Source organism: Paenibacillus sp. ACRRX (genome assembly GCF_022346885.1).
In the GTDB taxonomy this organism is placed as follows: Bacteria; Bacillota; Bacilli; order Paenibacillales; family Paenibacillaceae; genus Paenibacillus_B.
The window spans coordinates 355,367-373,086 of sequence record NZ_JAKRNK010000001.1 but is presented as its reverse complement, the minus strand read 5'-3'; the positions used below and the strand labels follow the sequence as shown (position 1 = coordinate 373,086).

12 protein-coding genes are annotated in these 17,720 nt (G+C 46.3%); 1 reads left to right on the top strand and 11 read right to left on the bottom strand.

Annotation, left to right across the window (positions count from 1 at the left end):
• Positions 1–12: 12 nt before the first annotated feature.
• From MH117_RS01630 to MH117_RS01580, 10 genes are all read right to left on the bottom strand, one after another.
• Complete coding sequence (locus MH117_RS01630; RefSeq protein WP_239326718.1) at positions 13–1,122, bottom strand: glycosyltransferase family 1 protein; 1,110 nt, start codon at positions 1,120–1,122, stop codon at positions 13–15.
• Complete coding sequence (locus MH117_RS01625; protein ID WP_239326716.1) at positions 1,119–2,297, bottom strand: glycosyltransferase family 1 protein; 1,179 nt, start codon at positions 2,295–2,297, stop codon at positions 1,119–1,121. Before MH117_RS01625 ends, MH117_RS01630 begins: the two co-directional genes overlap by 4 nt.
• Positions 2,294–2,749, bottom strand: a complete 456-nt coding sequence (locus tag MH117_RS01620; protein ID WP_239326714.1) for a serine O-acetyltransferase — start codon at positions 2,747–2,749, stop codon at positions 2,294–2,296. Before MH117_RS01620 ends, MH117_RS01625 begins: the two co-directional genes overlap by 4 nt.
• A 19-nt stretch (positions 2,750–2,768) precedes the next feature.
• A complete protein-coding gene (locus MH117_RS01615; RefSeq protein ID WP_239326712.1) occupies positions 2,769–3,767 on the bottom strand; it encodes an SDR family oxidoreductase in 999 nt (332 codons plus the stop codon).
• 1 nt (position 3,768) lies between these two features.
• Entirely contained in the window at positions 3,769–6,189 is a 2,421-nt protein-coding gene (locus MH117_RS26665) for a nucleotide sugar dehydrogenase (RefSeq protein WP_343224426.1), read from the bottom strand.
• Between the two features lie 96 nt (positions 6,190–6,285).
• Positions 6,286–6,921 carry a sugar transferase gene (locus MH117_RS01600; RefSeq protein ID WP_481857236.1) on the bottom strand — a complete coding sequence of 212 codons (636 nt, stop codon included), beginning with the start codon at positions 6,919–6,921 and terminating at the stop codon, positions 6,286–6,288.
• Between the two features lie 69 nt (positions 6,922–6,990).
• The gene (locus MH117_RS01595; protein ID WP_239326708.1) at positions 6,991–7,674 is read right to left on the bottom strand and encodes a CpsD/CapB family tyrosine-protein kinase; all 684 of its coding nucleotides are present in this window, start codon (positions 7,672–7,674) and stop codon (positions 6,991–6,993) included.
• On the bottom strand, positions 7,649–8,404 hold the full coding sequence (locus MH117_RS01590) for a YveK family protein (protein WP_239326706.1): 756 nt from the start codon (positions 8,402–8,404) through the stop codon (positions 7,649–7,651). Before MH117_RS01590 ends, MH117_RS01595 begins: the two co-directional genes overlap by 26 nt.
• Positions 8,405–8,431: 27 nt before the next feature.
• Entirely contained in the window at positions 8,432–10,783 is a 2,352-nt protein-coding gene (locus MH117_RS01585) for an S-layer homology domain-containing protein (RefSeq protein WP_239326704.1), read from the bottom strand.
• Positions 10,784–10,837: 54 nt separating this feature from the next.
• Positions 10,838–11,605, bottom strand: a complete 768-nt coding sequence (locus tag MH117_RS01580; RefSeq protein WP_275444467.1) for a tyrosine-protein phosphatase — start codon at positions 11,603–11,605, stop codon at positions 10,838–10,840.
• Positions 11,606–12,613: 1,008 nt separating this feature from the next.
• Between MH117_RS01580 and MH117_RS01575 the strand changes: the two genes are divergently transcribed.
• Positions 12,614–13,243 (top strand): class D sortase, encoded by a 630-nt coding sequence (locus tag MH117_RS01575; protein ID WP_239326700.1) that lies wholly within the window; start codon positions 12,614–12,616, stop codon positions 13,241–13,243.
• A 321-nt stretch (positions 13,244–13,564) separates the two neighbouring features.
• On the opposite strand, the gene MH117_RS01570 is transcribed toward MH117_RS01575, so the two are convergent.
• Positions 13,565–17,524: an SdrD B-like domain-containing protein gene (locus MH117_RS01570; protein WP_275444466.1), complete on the bottom strand. Its 3,960-nt coding sequence runs from the start codon at positions 17,522–17,524 to the stop codon at positions 13,565–13,567.
• Positions 17,525–17,720 lie beyond the last annotated feature (196 nt).

The following is a 17,720-nucleotide window of genomic DNA, read 5'->3' as shown; positions in this document are numbered from 1 at the left end:
CAGCGTTTGTGCTTATAGTTGATAGATGTGTAACAGTTTGCGGACATTTTCTTGAATACTATAGCCTTTGTCAATTAGCCTTAACTCGGATTCATGAGGTTCGCCTCGGCCTCTTGCTGACCACTCCAGCAATGCCGCTGCCCAATTAGCACTTCCCTCTGCCAAGTCCATAAAGCGTACCAGACCCGCCCCAATGTCAGCTTCATTCGGTACGCCAGCAGATACGAGACAAGGCAAGCCGGATGCTTGTGCTTCCAAAAGAGAAACCGGCAGCCCCTCGAATAAAGAAGGGAATAAATAAACATCAAATGCTTGCAGCAGTTCCGGAATATCCGATCTGAGTCCAGTAAATATGAAATGCTGATCAAGACCTTTGCTGATAATTGCCTGTTCTAAGTCATATTTGAGCGGTCCGTCTCCTGTAAATACAAACCAGAAGCAAAGTTCAGGATGCTGCCGTTTCAACCAATCCGCAATATCTATCATAAAGAAGTGATTTTTCACTTCGGACAGTCTGCCCACATGGCCGATGACAAGACAATCAGTCGGAATGCCAAGCTCTTTCCTCATTCGGCTGCGATCCGATTGAGTTCGGAAGGCGTAGCTTGACGAATTAATCGCGTTCGTCAGCACATCGAAGGGCCTGCGGCCATACATAAAGCTGCCCGCTTCCTGCCCGCAAGCCAACAGGTCCGTAGCGTTTATGATCGCAGCAGTCTTCAACAGCGGAACTATCGCTCTCTGCCATGCTTGCTCGACGTTGCTCGTATGGATATGGCAGACACGGATGTCAATACCCGCCTGCCGGGCCGCCATCAATGCAAAGCCCCCTTTGTAACCGTTATGAACGTGTACAGCCTGGTAGGGGCCATGCTCTTGAATCAAGTTTTTAAATGCGCGCATATAAGAAAAGATGCCTTGCTTTTTTATATAATCGAAATAAAATATACGACCACCCATATCAGCAATCTCGTCATGGAGCGGTCCCTGATTAAAAGCAGCAAAATCGAATTGCAGGGTGTCTCTGTCTACACAGCGATAAATATTCATCAGCATCGATGAGATACCGCCGTATCCAGTAGAAGGGATCACTTGCAGCACTCGTTTCGGCAAGGAGTTCATACTTCGTAGATCCTCCGTTTACCCAAGTAGTCCTGAGGGAAAGTAGATAGTCCATAAGCATGCTGCAATTGATCCAATTCCTGCTCTAGCAGAAAACCTCGCTTAAAGAAGGCGGCATAAATGCGCTCAAAGCTTGGTCGTGGCTGGGTCGCCTGCTCCCGTACAACCTGTCCCCAGTCCCCGATCGGCTGATGTAGTGACAAAAATCGTACCAGACCCGTCTTCATATCAACCTCTTCGGGAAGAGATGAAGATAACACACACGGAATACCCGCCGCTTGCGCCTCAATAGCAGCGCCTCCGAGCCCTTCATAAAATGAAGGCATGACAAAAACGTCCAGCAGACGAAGCAGCGGCGGAATGTCCGTACGTACACCAAGGAAATGCACACAGCTTAACACCCCGTTATCTTCAGCCTGTTGTTCCAGCTGCTTCCGCAGAGCGCCCCCGCCAATAAGGACTAAGCGGGCATCAATCTGCGAGTCCCTTAAATGAGCAAGCAGCTTGAACAAAAAGACATGGTTTTTGACTGTATGCAGCCGACCAATGTGACCAAGCAGCAGTTGGCAGTCGGGAATGCCAATATATCGCCTGCTGCTTGCCACCTCAATCTCTTGGAGGCGGCAATATGGCGATAAGTCGATGGCATTAGGCACGACTTCCACCTTCCCACTGTCTACCGCTCGTTGTCCAAACAAATATCGTCCCGCTTCGCAGCTAATGGCAAGCAGCCGCGTTGCATAGCGCAGCATCAATAACCTCCCGAAAAGGATCGAGAACCGCTTCAGCATGGAGCCGGACGTGCCGGACGTGCGAGCATGGCATACCCGAAACGTAACACCAGCCAGACGAGCAGCCAGCATAGCCAATCCTGCATGATGTGCTGTATGTGCATGAACCGCCTGATAGGGCCCCTCTCGCTTCATCACTTGGTACATATCCTTCAAATGTGCAAAGATTCCACTTCGCTTTGGATGGCGAACCATATATTTCTTCCCGCCAAGCTGCTCGATCTCTTCATCATAATGGTGCTGGCCGGGCTCCAGCACCAGAAAGTCAAATTGGAGGCGAGTACGATCCATATGTCGGAATACATCCATCATGCGTGTTTCTGCTCCGCCTCTATCCAATCTAGAGAACACATGTAAGATGCGTCGCGGTGCTCCGCTTGTCATCGTGCGCTCACGCCCCTATCATAATCAATCCGGATAAGTTGAGCAGGCGCGCCTACAGCTACCCCGTACGGGGGAACCGATCTCGTCACAACGGAGTTTGCCCCGATCCTGGCATAGTCCCCAATCGTAATCGGCCCCATAATCACTGCGCCTGCTCCAATAAATACATTTCGTCCGATAACGGGAATTCCGTTATCTTTTCCCTCTCTCCCGTTACCGCCTATCGTTACATTTTGATAGATGCTTGTGCCACTGCCAATTTTGGCTTGGCGATGGATGACAACACCGAGGCCGTTGTGGAACAACTTTACGTCTTTTGCCATATCTACCGCATATGGCAGATCACATGCGAACACAATTCGCATCAAATAGTAAATCCATTTTGGTAAAAACGGAACGCGGTGCTGGTGCAGCCAACGCGCCCGTTGATGCCATCTGCATACGGCGTGCATAACAGTCCTCCATCTCCAATTAATTAGTCGAGACGTTCTGTTCAAAGTAGCTGCGGTACCAGTCGGCAGCACGATCAAAGCCACTATGGAAATTCCATTCTCCCTCGTAGCCCAATAGCATACGGGCCTTAGATATATCCGCAAGACTGTGTTTGATATCCCCAGGTCTGTCTGGACCAAAGACGGGATCATATGCCACTTCAAGCCGCTCACACATGTTTTTCAGCATATTAAGCAGACTGAACCTTTCGCCGCACGCGATGTTAAAAGTCTCCCCGCATGCTGCCTCGTCTGCAACACAAGCTTTTATGTTCGCTTCGATCACATTATCGATGTAGGTAAAGTCTCTGGTCTGCCGCCCATCACCATTGATGGTCGGCCGTTCCCCGGTCAAAAGCAGCTTCGAAAAAATAGGAATAACAGCAGCGTATTGCGAATCCGGATCTTGTCTTGGGCCAAACACATTAAAGTACCTCAACCCAATACAAGGCATGTTGTATAGTCGTGTATACAACGAGCCATAATGCTCATTCACTAATTTGGTTGCCGCGTAAGGGGAAAGTAGCTGACCTTCAGCCCCTTCGTGCTTAGGGAGTTCTTCTGAATCCCCATATACAGACGAGGAAGAAGCATATACAAACCGTTTTACCTTTCCTGACAGACGAGCTGCCTCCATAACGTTCAGCATGCCCTTCACATTATTTTCCTCATATAAGAGCGGTTCCTCAATCGATCGGGGCACGGAGCCAAGGGCTGCCTGATGAAGTACATACTCTGCATCTTTACAAGCTTGCTGACACGTATCAAAGTCACGGATGTCTCCTTCAATAAATGTATAATTAGGGTTATTGGCAAACAGGCTGACATTCACTTGTTTGCCGGTGGAGAAGTTGTCGAGTCCTCGTACCTTCATCCCCATGTCAAGCAGCGTCTCAGCAAGATTAGAACCGATAAAGCCAGCGACACCTGTGACCAGAAACAACGTGCCTTTAGAAAGCTTCACTAGCTCGTAGCCCATCTTATAACCTCCAATACTTGAAGCCCAAAGCTTCGGCCTCGTTCCGATCATAAATGCCTTTAACATCAACTAATACGTTTCTGTTGTCAGCATACTTTTCTCGAATCTGCTCCAAAGGAAAATTGACATAATCCTGATGATTTACCGCAACAATCACAGCGTCGACTGGAGGAACTTCCTGCGCGAGTTCAAATCCATATTCTTCCTTAATCTCACTGCTATCCGCAAGGGGATCTATTGCATAAATCAGGACCCCATACTCCTTTAACTCGCGAACGATATCGGCTACTTTGGAATTTCGAACATCCGGCACATTTTCTTTAAAGGTGACTCCCATTAAGAGAACTTTAGCGCCTTTAATAGGGCAGTCATCACGAATCATCTGCTTGACAACACTCTCAGCTACATATTTGCCCATATTGTCATTGATCCGACGACCGGCAGGGATAACCTCTGGATGATAACCTATTTCCTCAGCCTTATAGGTCAGATAGTACGGATCGACACCAATGCAGTGTCCTCCTACAAGGCCCGGTCTAAAATGTAGAAAGTTCCATTTGGTGCCTGCCGTCTGCAAGACGTCCAGTGTATCTATTCCAAGACGATTAAAAATAATGGACAATTCATTCATAAACGCGATATTAATATCTCGCTGTGCATTTTCAATAACTTTGGCAGCCTCCGCTACTTTAATGGACGACGCTCTGAATACACCTGCCTCAATTATTAATTCATACACACCAGCGACTACTTCTAGACTCTCCGCATCCATGCCTGAGACAATCTTGACAATAGACTCTAGCCGATGTACCTTATCACCCGGATTGATACGCTCGGGAGAGTAGCCCACCTTAAAATCAGTACCACATATCATTTCTGACTCCTGCTCCAGAATAGGAACACACACGTCCTCCGTCACACCGGGATATACAGTGGACTCGTAGACCACAATACTGCCTTTCCCCATATATCGCCCAACTACGCGACTCGCTCCCGATATGGCTGATAAGTCCGGTTTATTGTGTGGATCTACGGGAGTTGGCACAGCTATGATTACAAATGCAGCTCGTGCGATATCCTCAGGGTTGCTGGTGAATTCCACCGTACAATCGCGGATATGTTCGTCACCCACTTCATGGGTTGGATCGAACCCGCTCTTGTAGCGTTCAATTTTTTTGATACTGTTGTCAAAACCAATTACTTTAGCCCTTTTAGAAAGTGCAACAGCTAAAGGAAGTCCGACATATCCAAGTCCAACTACCGCAATCGACGTTTCCCTGTCCTTGATGGCGTCCAGCATAGATTTAACCTCCATCGGGTTGGATGACATTATATTCAAAATGACTTTATTCACTTTGTTTACATCATATTTGTCTTTGCAGATGCGCAAGCTTTCGCTGGACATGGACTCAAGGTATTTCCGATGCTCAATCATCCATACCATTTTATTGGCTAAAGCTTGCGTATCTTTAACAGGAACAAGGAACCCGTTTACACGATCGACGACCGTTTCTCTGCACCCTGGCGCATCTGTCGTAACGATAGGTCTTGCAGTCGCCATAGCTTCCAGAATGCTCTTGGGTGTGCCTTCATGGTAAGAAGGCAGTACAAATACCGAACACTGCCTTAGGTAAGGCCTAACATCATCAGTTGCCCCTGCGTACTCCACGGAGCCATCCTCTATATACGGCTTCAAGTCCCTTTCTTGGATAGCTGTCGGATTTGTATCAAACGGACCTACCAGAAGGAACTTCGCTGCAGGATATTTTTGCTTCACAATTCGCGAAGCTTCCAAGTATTCCATTAGCCCTTTATCCTTAATCAGTCGACCGACAAATAAAAACGTATCGCTATCTGGCAAAGGCTGTTCGGTAAACAGCTCCAAATTAACGCCAGAGCCATGAATAAGACAGGGCTGCTCTGCTCTAATCAGTCGCAGTCGCCTGCACTCGCTGATGTCGTCGTTGTTCTGGAAGAAGACTCGCTCACAGCAGGAAAGAGCAAGCCTATACTGCATCATCAATACAAGCTTAAGAAAAGATAAACTGCTGTTATTACGAAATACAGAGCCCAGTCCTGCAACCAAAGCAAAAATATGGTTGATCCCTGCCAATTTTGCCGCAATACAGCCGTATACGATTGATTTTGCTTGATAAGCAAATATCTTATCTGGCTTCGTGCTGCGTATCAGCTTCAGAAGCTGGATCAGCGTGCCAATGTCTTTAAGAGGATTGATCCCGTTACGCTCTATCGGTACGGAGTAGTAATGGACGCCGAATGATTTGAATCTGGGCGCCCATTCTTGTGCAGGTTCTGGCGCGGAGGCCAGGACTTCATATCCATCACGTTGCAAAGCCGTTATCATATCTTTACGAAACGTTAATAGAGAAGGGGCACTGCTCGAAATCACCATTACTTTCATCAAGCACCTCGCACCAAACTGCTGATATGTTTACAAACGTTTTATTTAACCAACTTTACCAATCGAAAAAGTAGTATTAATAACATCAGAAATGAATCATCGCGCTCCTTTACCTGTCAGCACAATGAAAATGGTTTTGAAAAATATTTTGGTCTCCAACCATGCGGAATAATGATGGATATAATACATGTCATGCTCAAACTTCTCTTCCGGCGTAAGATCGTACCCACCATTTACTTGCGCCAATCCCGTTAATCCGGGCTTGACGAGTACTCTATTCATAAAACCTGGAATTTTCTCACTGAACTGCAGCATAAATGCATATCTCTCAGGCCGTGGCCCAATTAAGCTCATATCATTCCTCAACACGTTAATCAGCTGCGGGAGTTCATCTAGACGAGTCCTTCGAATAAAGCTGCCGACTTTAGTAATTCGACTGTCATTGCGGACGGCCCATCGAGGACCGTCCTTTTCCGCATCGTTATACATCGATCTCAATTTAAAGACACGTATAATTTTACCCCTGTATCCAACACGCTCCTGAACATACAGTGCAGGTCCAGGTGATTCATACTTAATCCAAATAATTAACAAGGCAATAATGGGAGATGTGATCAGAAGCAGGGATAAAGATAGGAAGAAATCAATAATCCTTTTACACGTCAGAAACAAGTACGAAACGTCGGCTTCTGTATGCGACTTGACGACTGGTGCACCTTGCTCCCTCAACATCATTTCGGTTACTTGATTCATCACGATCCTCCATCAAACGTTTCTGATGTCAGGAACATGCTCAATAACTTAATTTTCGCCTGCATAATAGTGATATCGATTCATGCCTTTTTGTGCATATTTATTGAGCACAGTTCCCAACACATTAGCATTGACCAACTGTAAATTTGCTTTAGCCTTGCGGAGATCCTCGCGCTTCACTTTCCCGTAATGGACAACCAGCAATACTCCGTCGCATTTCGTTGCCATCACTTGGGCATCTGTCACCAGCAGTACGGGCGGCGTATCAATAAATACGGCATCATACGTTTGCGATAATTCCTCAATTAATTTCGACATATGCTGGGACGCGAGCAATTCCGAAGGGTTCGGAGGGATCGTTCCCGCAGGGATAACATCCAGATAGGGTATTCCACTTTTCGTAATAACGGTCTCTTTACCAACTTGATGCACAAGTACATTGGTAACTCCAAGACGATTAGATAAACTAAAGTATTCATGAATAGAAGGCTTTCTCAGATCAGCATCCACAATTATGACATTCATATTCGCTTGCGCATAAGCAACAGCTAGATTTGTCAACGTAGTTGTTTTTCCTTCACCTGCACCAGCCGAAGTTACCATAATGGACTTTACCGGGCTGTCTATGGAGGAAAACTGAATATTTGTACGCAGTGTTCGATACACTTCCGATATCGGCGACATCGGGTTCTGCTCGGTAATAATGCTATGCTTCTTGCCCAATTGTGACATCGTTCAATTTTCCCTTCCCTTTAATTGAAGTATGAAGCTGACCGGAATAATCAGATTCACTAATGACCATTATTGTTGCTAAGTTCGGAAGTCCCAGCATCTGATAAATTTCACCTTCACTTTTTACGGTGTCATCCAAATAATCTAGAAATACAATACATCCAATGGAAACCAATAAGGATATCATAAAAGTGAGCGCCACATGGAACACGGTTTTGGGTCCGATCGGAGCAGGCTTTGCCAGCTCATCCGCAAGTCCCAGAATTGACACATTGTCAGTCTTCATCAAGGTAGGAATCTCCATACGGAACACTTGCGCGATCGCATTTACAGTCTTGGCAGCCTTTGCGTAGTTTTCATTTTGAAATGAAATGGTGATTACCTGCGTATTGTTAACGGAATCGACTTGAACGCCAGCCGCCAACTGGGCTGGGCTATAACCTAAGTTTGGATAAGCCATAGTGACATGCTTCATCATGGAAGTTGTTTTAATAATTTCTTTGTACGTATCAATGAGGCGGAGATCCATATTCACTTCGTTGATGCTTATAACCCCTTCTCCTACCCCTTTTGTGGAGTTCACGATGATCTGGCTGGAAGCTTCATAGGTCGGTTTTAATACATAATAGCTGATCAGTCCTGCCGTTAAGGAGGCCGCAGTGACAATTGCTAACACCCACCATATCTTTCTACGGATCAATAACATGAGACCTTTAATGTCAATCTCCATCCTAATCCTCCTAATAAGCCCCCACGCCTATCTCAACTTTAAGACGCGGGATATGAAGACGGCCGCCTCAGCCCTTGTTACGTTCGCCTGCGGATTCAAGCGCAGCTGCGCGTCGGCTGTAATCAGCTCGTATTGTGATGCCAGTGCTACATGGAATCTATCAGCAACGGGGATCTGAGCAGCATCTGTAAATGGTTGCAGAATCGAAACGATCTCCTCTTCTGTCATGTCTTTACTTGACCAAGCCAAAATACGAGCAGCGAGCGCAGCTAAGTCGGTTTTGGTTACTGATGCAGCAGGATCAAATGTTGCACCCGTCCGTCCCGCAATGTATCCGGATTGAACAGCAGACGACGCATAGGATGCGAACCAATCGCTGTCCTTTACATCCTTGAAAGCCTTATTAGACGCAGCAGGCTCTACTTCTAACGCTTTGACGAGTAATTTGGCGAGCTCCGCCCGAGTCAACTGTTCATTAGGTCTGAATAATTGATTGCCCGCGCCTTCCATAATGCCTTGTGCTGCAACTGTATGAATTGCGCTTTGCTGCGTTGGTTGCACGGTACTCAAGTCGGTAAATGTGACGTTTCGTTCAATGACTGAAAAAGGCAATAGCGTCTGACGGCTGGCGTTAAATGTTCCATTATCCGCATCATATGTCCCGCCTTGTATGGAATAGAATTGCTCGCCCAGGCTGACCAGCGCCAAATGTTCAGCATTGTGCACATCAGCTACTTCAATACGTACTTTAACGGGCCGTTGCAAGCTGTGAACCACCTTGCCATCTACTTCCAGCTCAAAGCTGTAGGCTTCCGATCGATACGGCAAGTCAATTGACGATTTGGCTTGTTGGCTTACGTTCAATACGGTGTTCCCTTTCAGCTCGGAAATGTTGACAACTATCGTCACCCCATTTACTTTTAAGGCAAGGTCGGTTACTCCAAGTGTGCTGGCCTCCTTCAGCAGTTCCTTCGGTAAATCGAGTTTAATGCGGTTGCTTTTCACTCTGCCGAAGTCGAATACATATTCGACCTCTGGGGAACGCGTCTTCTCATCCAAAGCTCTGTAGGTTGTGATGAGCTTATTGGTCACAGCCGCGCTATTCTTTAAATAGCCAACCAGCTTTGGCACATCGATGTTTACGGTGGCTTTGCTGCCGTTTATGTGAATAAAGCTTGATAAGTTGAAATTAGCGATCTTCGGCACAGCTTTCTCAACGATTGTTTTCGCTTTAGCCAGCAGCACTGCTCTTTTTCTACCCTGCGCATATTTAAGCTGTCCTCGGATCGTCTCAAGCTCATCTAGCGTGTGCTTCACAATATGAGTAATCTCAGCAGGAGTCGGTATGAGAATGCCATCAGGAACTGCGTCAGCAGTGAGTGTGACGCTGCCCCGATAGAGCTCTTTATGGAACAAGACGTCCTCAGCCGCAATGATAGCCGTGCCCGTCTTTTCTGTCTCCGCAAGGACGATACGGTTATCGCGTACGGTAACGGACGGAGAGCCACTAATTTTTTTCCATTTTAAGAGCAAGTTAGGTACTTCCTGACCCAGCACTTTTAATGTCGGAGAAGCAACTCTGCCTGCTTGCGTCACACGATAATTGACCGTTACCTCTGTCTGTGCATAAGCGAACAGCAAAACGGTAGCGCCGCGATAACCAGGATCGATTCGATCGGTAACTTGCAAAATATCGTCTTCTGCGATTTGGAATACACGAATAACTGAAGCTAGCGGATTGCGGGACGTTTTCTTTATTTCGTTAAACACATCCTCAAGCAAGCGTTTAATCTCCTGTTTGTTCGATGCAATCCGCAATATATCTTCATAAGCCAGCGTATCTATTTTAAGCCGTACAGCTTTTTCAACCTCTAGTGCAAAGAGATAGGCATCTTCAAAGGAAAGTCCCCCGAGGCCCGCTTTGATACCTCCCAATTTGGCTAATTCGTTAATGAACTGACGGAACTGCGTATCTTTTCTTAATTTATCGAATTGTGTCCAATCATTTCCGTACACGAAAGAGGCCAGCTGCTGAACGAGCTCCAGCACTCGTTGTTCCGTTACATGCTCATACCCCGATCCTTGTTGCTTTTTAATGTTGTTAATATTTTTCCATACCCGTTCTATATCTTTACTTTTAAGTTTCTTAACACGCTGTCTCACTTGCTCAAGTGTCTTAGCATCTTCTTGACTGACCAGCTTAAAAATAGCATTTTTCTTTGCCTTAATGTGATCAAGTGCGCTAGCAGCACTTGCTTCTGCAAAGGTAATCTCAGGCTGGAAATAAACAAGTGAACCATCCGTACTTGGCGGCAGCAGAACTAGTGAACTCATCGCCAGATTAAGTGCGATTATGGACAACAACAGCTTTCTTCTCATCGTTAGGCTTCATCCCTTCTCCTATTGTTAGACACACTCCATTGCCGTCTCTCTTTATCTCCATAATTGATACCACTTCGCCGGTTGTACGGCACGAAGCTCCCGCTTGATCTCCCCGTTAAAGAGTACCCTGCGGGCATTATCCTGGAAAAAGCGTACATATCGTTCTCCGAGCAAACGTTGAATTCGCTTGTAGGCTTCCCCCAGGTCAGGTGCTCTTCTTATATCACGATGGCAATCCGAAGCGACAAAATGAACTTTATGCTGCTTGCACAGTTCCCATGCTAGTTTCTTCACCTTTTTACCAAAATTCCCATTTAAGGAGTGCGAAGTCACTTGGCACAGCGCTCCCTCCTGTACTAGTTCAGCCAATCGAGTCGGTGAGCTCATCACTTCCAGATTACGCTCTGGATGTGCAAGGATGGGCACTTTTCCTAATAGACACACTTCATATACCAACTCTCGCAACCTGGGAGGAATATGTGTGGATGGAATTTCCAGCAAGACATACCTCGATCCATTTAAGGACAACAATTCTAGTCCAAGAGTTAAATCCTGCAATAAACGATCATATACCCGAATTTCCTGACCCGGGTATACCAGAAGATCAATATTGCTGCGTTGAAGTTCCTTGTTCAAGTGATCAACAGCCTGATGGATTAAGGGCGCAGGATTCACATATAAGCCATTGCGATGATGCGGGGTGGCCAACATATACCTGATGCCTTGTGCGGAAGCGCGACGCGCCATACTTATCGACATTGCCATTGATGTCGCTCCATCATCTACACAAGGAAGGATATGTGTATGAATATCAATCATATGAATACCTCGTTACGCTAATGTATCAACTTCAACCAAATCAGAAGGATCTTGCATCCTGAATAGGCACTGGCAGATATGGATAGACAATTGGGATAGGCCGGACAACATGGTTAGCATGCAAGCATTGCGAGGATAAAAGAAGAGTTGTGGATGAAGTACTGAAAGTTCAAAAATCGATCCTTCGAGCCTAATATACTGGAAGGATAATTGATTTATGTGTAAATGAATCATGAAGTTTCAGTTTTTTTTCAGATTAGTTCTTTAGTTTCATTTTGATTTCCAATGAGACAAGCATACATATTGCCCCTTTATACTGCTATGCGTGCATCAAAAAAGGAGGAACTCCTCAGTTGTTCCCCACTACATTTCTATTCCGTTAATGCCGTGCGCTTATATGCTTATTGTTCACATTATAAAGATAAGCAGTAGTCAGAAGGGCTCTATTTTAAAGCAACCGCTGGAAACATTGACACAGATCACCATTTATTTCTTACGTCCCATGCGGCCTACAACTTTTCCGTTGATATCAACCACTAATATGTACAGATCTTTGAAGGTCCCTCTGAGCTCAAATATTTCACGCGCGGCTTCTTCTTTTGTCATAGGTCCAAGCAGCTTTCGATTTTTATAGCATATATAATAGCGCATCCCCTTACCCGTCCGGTCCCCGGAGCCAGGGGCTCTTCCTCCTCTGCGTGTTCAGGCTAACTTTTCAGGATGTTCATCAACGCCTCCCTCGGGGAGTTCTACTATTTTACAATAGGTTAATATTCCCATCAATATTTCTCTACTTCATACTGAAGCAGCACATTGCAAGCTCCTTGTAAAACACTTTACTAGATATTCATTACCTCAACACTTGGAACCTGGTGACTAGCCCCCTATAAGGGCCACGATATCCATTTTATTGTGTAAATATGGTCACAACAGGTTGAAACCATGTACAGCATACGCGTAAAATGGAATAGGTGCAATATTTTAATCTATAAGGAGTAAACCGATATCATGACTTTACGTTCCAAATTAACGCCGTGGAATATTACGATTATGCTATTGTTAGTTGTCGGCTTAGCTCTTATTCTTTATCCACAATGGACACGTTATGTAGAAGAGCAGAATGAACTGCGATTGCTCACTGAATGGGATTCCCTGCCCAAAGCGAAGACATCTAGCAGTGGATCAACTTTACCGGTAAGTCCGACTTCCGTGTCACACAACAAGAAGCCTGCTGCCCTTATTGACGGACTTCCCGTTTACGGGACAATTTCCATAGAGAAGATCGATCTGCGTGAGCCAATGGTTGAGGGGGCTACAGCACAATCACTCAAGTTGGGAAGTGGTGTCGTCATACCAGACCGTATGCCTGGAGAGATTGGGAACTTCGTGTTAGCCAGCCACCGAAGTCGAACATACGGCAGGCATTTTAACCGTTTGGATGAACTTGAGGCTGGGGATAAGATCAAGCTCGAAACGGCTGATCACTTGTTTGAATATACCGTTACTTCCAAATTCGTTGTGCTACCTGAAGATCTAACGGTATTAGACCAGCGTGAGGATAGTAAGGAACTGACACTGATTACGTGCGAGCCTTTCGGGAAATCAACCCATCGACTTATTATAAAGGCGACGATATAACTTTAGTTTAGACCGTGATTTATAACTATAGCAACGGAGGCCGGCTCATTAGGAGTCGGCCTCTGTGTGTGAGCTGAGTCAGGCCAGATGTACCTGACTTATCTTTATCCTCTTTCTGCACCCTATGTGCCGTCATCCATATCCACACGTACTCCGCTTTACAGTTTTCAGATAACGCCCGCTCCATACAAAAGCGCCGCCATAACGGCGACGCTTAACATACGGAAATATCATCTCAGTCCTCGCACATCACATTTCTGATCGGGGTCACAACGAGACAAAGGTTCCCGCTTGTTGTTTCGATTCGTAGTTAAGAATCGTTTAACGGACAGTCGTCATTTTTTTGCGCACTAGCCACATCCCAACAGCAATCGCGCAAAGAAGAATACCTGCAATTGGAGCGACAGGTGCTTCTTCACCTGTCAGAGGCAGTTGACCTGGCTTAACATGGTCGTTATCACCTGCTACATCCGTGCCGCCGCCCTCTGTCTCATCTTGCCCGTCATGTTCTCCTCCTGTATGATCTCCAGGTTGATTCGCGCCATCTTCACCCGGATTTCCTGGTTCACTCGGCTTACCTGGAGTGCCCGGCTGATCAGGCTTACCCGGAGTGCCCGGCTCGTCTGGCTTACCCGGAGTGCCCGGCTCGTCTGGCTTACCCGGAGTGCCTGGCTCGTCTGGCTTACCCGGAGTGCCCGGCTCGTCTGGCTTACCCGGAGTGCCCGGCTCATCTGGCTTACCCGGAGTACCCGGCTCGTCTGGCTTACCCGGATCAACTGGAGTTGTCGGCTTAACAACAAGACCAGCATCGATCGTCAAGTTTCGCTGCCCCTCCGTCAACGTAATATCCTCCGACCAACCAAGCGTACTGGCATTGGAATCACGTACAGGATCACTGCCTTGGCTTTGTTTCGTAAATGCGTAGCCATCCGGCACAATAAACCGAACTTTATAATGTCCAGCATTTAGTTGATCAAATAAATAATAACCTGGCTTATACACATAATCCGTCACACTTGGATTGTAGACAGAACCAGTTACAGTCGGGTCATATACCGAATTCGTCACCGTACTGTAGTAAACAGAACGGGTTACGGTAGAAGCGAGCAAGTCTCCACGGCCATCCCGCAGCTCAACCACAACGTTGTTTAGCCCAGATTCTTCAATATCCTGAATGCCGTTGCTGTTCGTATCCAGCCATACGTATTTGCCGATCGCTCCCTTAATCGTAACAGGAGGTGTTTTTTTAGTGATAAGACCTGCATCCACGTCATGGTACTTATCACCTGCTTGAAGTGCCACTACTGCGGTTATGCCTGCTGGATCCGCCTTTGAATTTAGGGAAGGATTAGTTCCCTCGTCTTTTTTCGCAAACTCATATCCTACTGGCAATTCAAATTTCACAACATAATGACCTGCTTCAAGGCCCGTAAACAAATAATAACCAGGGTCCCCTGTATGACTGTTACCTGTAATTGTACTTTGCAGCAGTTGACCGTCGGCTGCACGGTGCAAGGTAACTCGTACACCGTTAACTCCGCTTGCAGGAGCTTCATCTTGGATTCCATTGTCGTTCACGTCTAGCCATACGTAGTTGCCGATTTCAGCTTTCGGATTATCTTGAATCTTAATGCCTACCTTTAGCGGCTCCGCCGGCAGCATGAATGAATCACTACCTACTGGAATAGCTGTATATCCAAAGGAATTCCAAGCAATTTGATCAAGACCTGTCGGCGCGCCCACTGGCGCACGCATCGTCCACGTCAGCTCCCTCGACTCACCGGGAGCCAAGATCACATCTTTGCCAAACTCGAACCGCAAAGCTCTAACTGTCGTCAAATCTTGAGGAGCCACCTTCGACCAGTCGCCTCTTGTCATTGATACTTCGCTGTCAGTGCTATAGTATACGGTGACATCCTGCGGCAAACTAAGCTCGTGTGTCAGTACAGGACTCCATTTGCTGCCTCGCGGAGCTGGATCGATAACACCATGATCGCCTATGTGAGGCAGAGCATCTACAATGATCGCATTTTTGACGCCCACTGTGCCGTTGTTCCGTAACTCCAGCTTATACTTAATTTCACCGCCAGGTGTAACATTGCCTGTGTCCGGATACTTCGTCCAAGTTCCGTTATCCAGATCCCCCTGCACCCACTTAATGGATTCCAGGTTTACAGCAGAATTGATATAGATCGCAGTATTGCTGTACACATACCATTTACCGTCTTTGTAACGCTGATTTTTAAAATTATTATAGTTGTTTACATATTTCTGGGTAACAGACGTAACTTCCACTTCGTTTGTAATCGAGCCACGCGAAGTTCCCTTATTAATCTGAGCATCAAAGGTTAAAGTCAGTGTGTCCCCATTCTTAAGCAGCAGGGTATTGCTATTATCACTTCCCCATGTCCAAACAAGTGGAGTGCGGCCGCTGCTATCAGGGTTTCCTTGTTGAAAATGCGGAGCCGGTAGTGCGATTCCGTTACTATTTTTGAATGTTAAGGAGCCTTTGACATACTCCAGTTCGGAAGGAAGCAGGTCCCTTACGATCGGATTTTCAAAGTCAACATTCGTACTTCCCGCATTTTTCACCTTGATCGTATAAGTAACCTTATCCCCTGACTCGAAGACAGTGCCGCTCGCCTTTTTGTCGACACTAATAATCGGCAGTTTATCAACCGCAAGCACTTTAACTCTAGCTACAAATTTCTGTGTGCTGCCTGGGTTCCCATTCTTATCTTTCATCGAATGGGTCATAACCGCGTGATTCACAATTTGTTTACGGTCAGCAGGACTTTCCTGACTGTTCGGCAGTCCGTTGTATTTGTCCAGATCCGGGAAATTGCCACCAGGCTCCCCGTCCGTACCATCTTGGAAATAACCGTACACGTACGGCTCCGGCAGATTCTTATAGTCTGCTGTCAGGCTATAACGCAGCTCCAGTGCGCCTACTTGACGAAATTCAACCGGAATAGAACCAAACACAAAACGGATGCCTTTGATATCAGCAGCTTGTGTGGGTAATAAATCCGCAGCGTTTAATTGATGCACTTTATCCGTTGTCAGCTGTGCGCCCCAATTCGACCAATTACTGTCGTCCTTAGGATGCGTAGTCGTTGTGTACTGTACTTTATACGATGAGATTCCAACAAACTTAGGGGTCTTCAAATAATTGAGCTCCAGACCATTCGGTGTCATATCCGTCATCTTGGCGTCCTGCAGCTCTACGTTAGCCGAATTATCCATCCCCCCGATATAGAAGCTTACCCCTTGACCTTTCGACAGCTCTTTTTCGTTGGCACTGTAAATGTTTTTGTAAATCCAGATGCCTCCCTGCGGGACATCAACAAAACCGTGTGATGCCTTAGACTGAAGGACTGTAGGCTGAGATTCCCCAAGCGGCTTGTAGGATACTTGGGCGTTGTTCGTTACCTTTTGCTCTGGATACTTGTCAGGGTGCTGATTAATTACGTCGATGACATTGGCTGGGTAAGATACTTTTACGAATATTTCAGTAGGAAAGTCTCCTTGAGCATTCGCCTGCCAAGTCAACCGCTTATTGTTCAGTTCCTGTTTGCTAGGTGCTGGACGAGCTGATATAAAGGTAGCTGCGTCTGGAAGTGTATCCGTAATAATTACGTCGTCAATATTCAAGTTGCCATACTGGTTGGCATCCTTGACATCACCAAATGTAATTTTGTACTCCACTTCGCTGCCAGGTATAGGCTTGACATGCTGCACGGGAACAACTTGTTCCTTCTTTAAACTCCATTCCGCTGATGCCATCGCCGTCACTTGCACCAGATTGGACTTCACACGAACGCTTCCTTGATTATGTTCAAAAGTAGCATTCGTGGTAGCAATGGTTCCATTCGGCGTTACTTGGTTAGGAAAATGAGCATTCACTTGCAGTCTTCCTGTCACCCCGGCTGCTGTTGGATCTTTGAATGTAAATGTTACAGTACCGGCGTTACCAACCTTCTCATATTTACCTGTTGCATGAATGGAATCTATTGTACGTTCAAATTCAATTCCTGCTGGCAGGGGCAGCACTATCTTTGCATTGGCAAAGTCTCCTGTCGTACTCGCCAAGCTATAATCAATTTCATACGAGAACGTTTTGCCTGCAAGTACATTCGCTTCCGTGGTGTTTAATTTAATTTGGACACCACTGGCATCGCCTCCAGCTTGGTTAGCATAGGCAGCGACAGGCAGCAGCACACTGTGCAGCACTAACATAAACGCCCAAATAACCGCTTGCGTCTTTACTAATCTTTTCATTCGTGCAGTAAGCTCCTTTCTGCTTTCAGTTGTAATACATCGCTAGCCATAAGAGTCATTGCCAGCGAATTGGTGAGCATATGTAGCCTCCTCCTTTAAGTAATGACTTCTTCCCGACTCTTTCGTGTATGCAAGCTAGACATGGAGTAACAGAATCAGGGGTTATCTGAATACAATCAAATAACCCTGTACCTAT

Bases quoted from the DNA above. Each gene is read 5' to 3' on its own strand.
- MH117_RS01625 (WP_239326716.1), bottom strand. From the start codon at position 2,297: ATGACAAGCGGAGCACCGCGACGCATCTTACATGTGTTCTCTAGATTG.
- MH117_RS01630 (WP_239326718.1), bottom strand. From the start codon at position 1,122: ATGAACTCCTTGCCGAAACGAGTGCTGCAAGTGATCCCTTCTACTGGA.
- MH117_RS01575 (WP_239326700.1), top strand. From the start codon at position 12,614: ATGACTTTACGTTCCAAATTAACGCCGTGGAATATTACGATTATGCTA.
- MH117_RS01600 (WP_481857236.1), bottom strand. From the start codon at position 6,921: ATGTTGAGGGAGCAAGGTGCACCAGTCGTCAAGTCGCATACAGAAGCC.
- MH117_RS01580 (WP_275444467.1), bottom strand. From the start codon at position 11,605: ATGATTGATATTCATACACATATCCTTCCTTGTGTAGATGATGGAGCG.
- MH117_RS01615 (WP_239326712.1), bottom strand. From the start codon at position 3,767: ATGGGCTACGAGCTAGTGAAGCTTTCTAAAGGCACGTTGTTTCTGGTC.
- MH117_RS01570 (WP_275444466.1), bottom strand. From the start codon at position 17,524: ATGAAAAGATTAGTAAAGACGCAAGCGGTTATTTGGGCGTTTATGTTA.
- MH117_RS01585 (WP_239326704.1), bottom strand. From the start codon at position 10,783: ATGAGAAGAAAGCTGTTGTTGTCCATAATCGCACTTAATCTGGCGATG.
- MH117_RS01590 (WP_239326706.1), bottom strand. From the start codon at position 8,404: ATGGAGATTGACATTAAAGGTCTCATGTTATTGATCCGTAGAAAGATA.
- MH117_RS01595 (WP_239326708.1), bottom strand. From the start codon at position 7,674: ATGTCACAATTGGGCAAGAAGCATAGCATTATTACCGAGCAGAACCCG.
- MH117_RS01620 (WP_239326714.1), bottom strand. From the start codon at position 2,749: ATGCACGCCGTATGCAGATGGCATCAACGGGCGCGTTGGCTGCACCAG.
- MH117_RS26665 (WP_343224426.1), bottom strand. From the start codon at position 6,189: ATGAAAGTAATGGTGATTTCGAGCAGTGCCCCTTCTCTATTAACGTTT.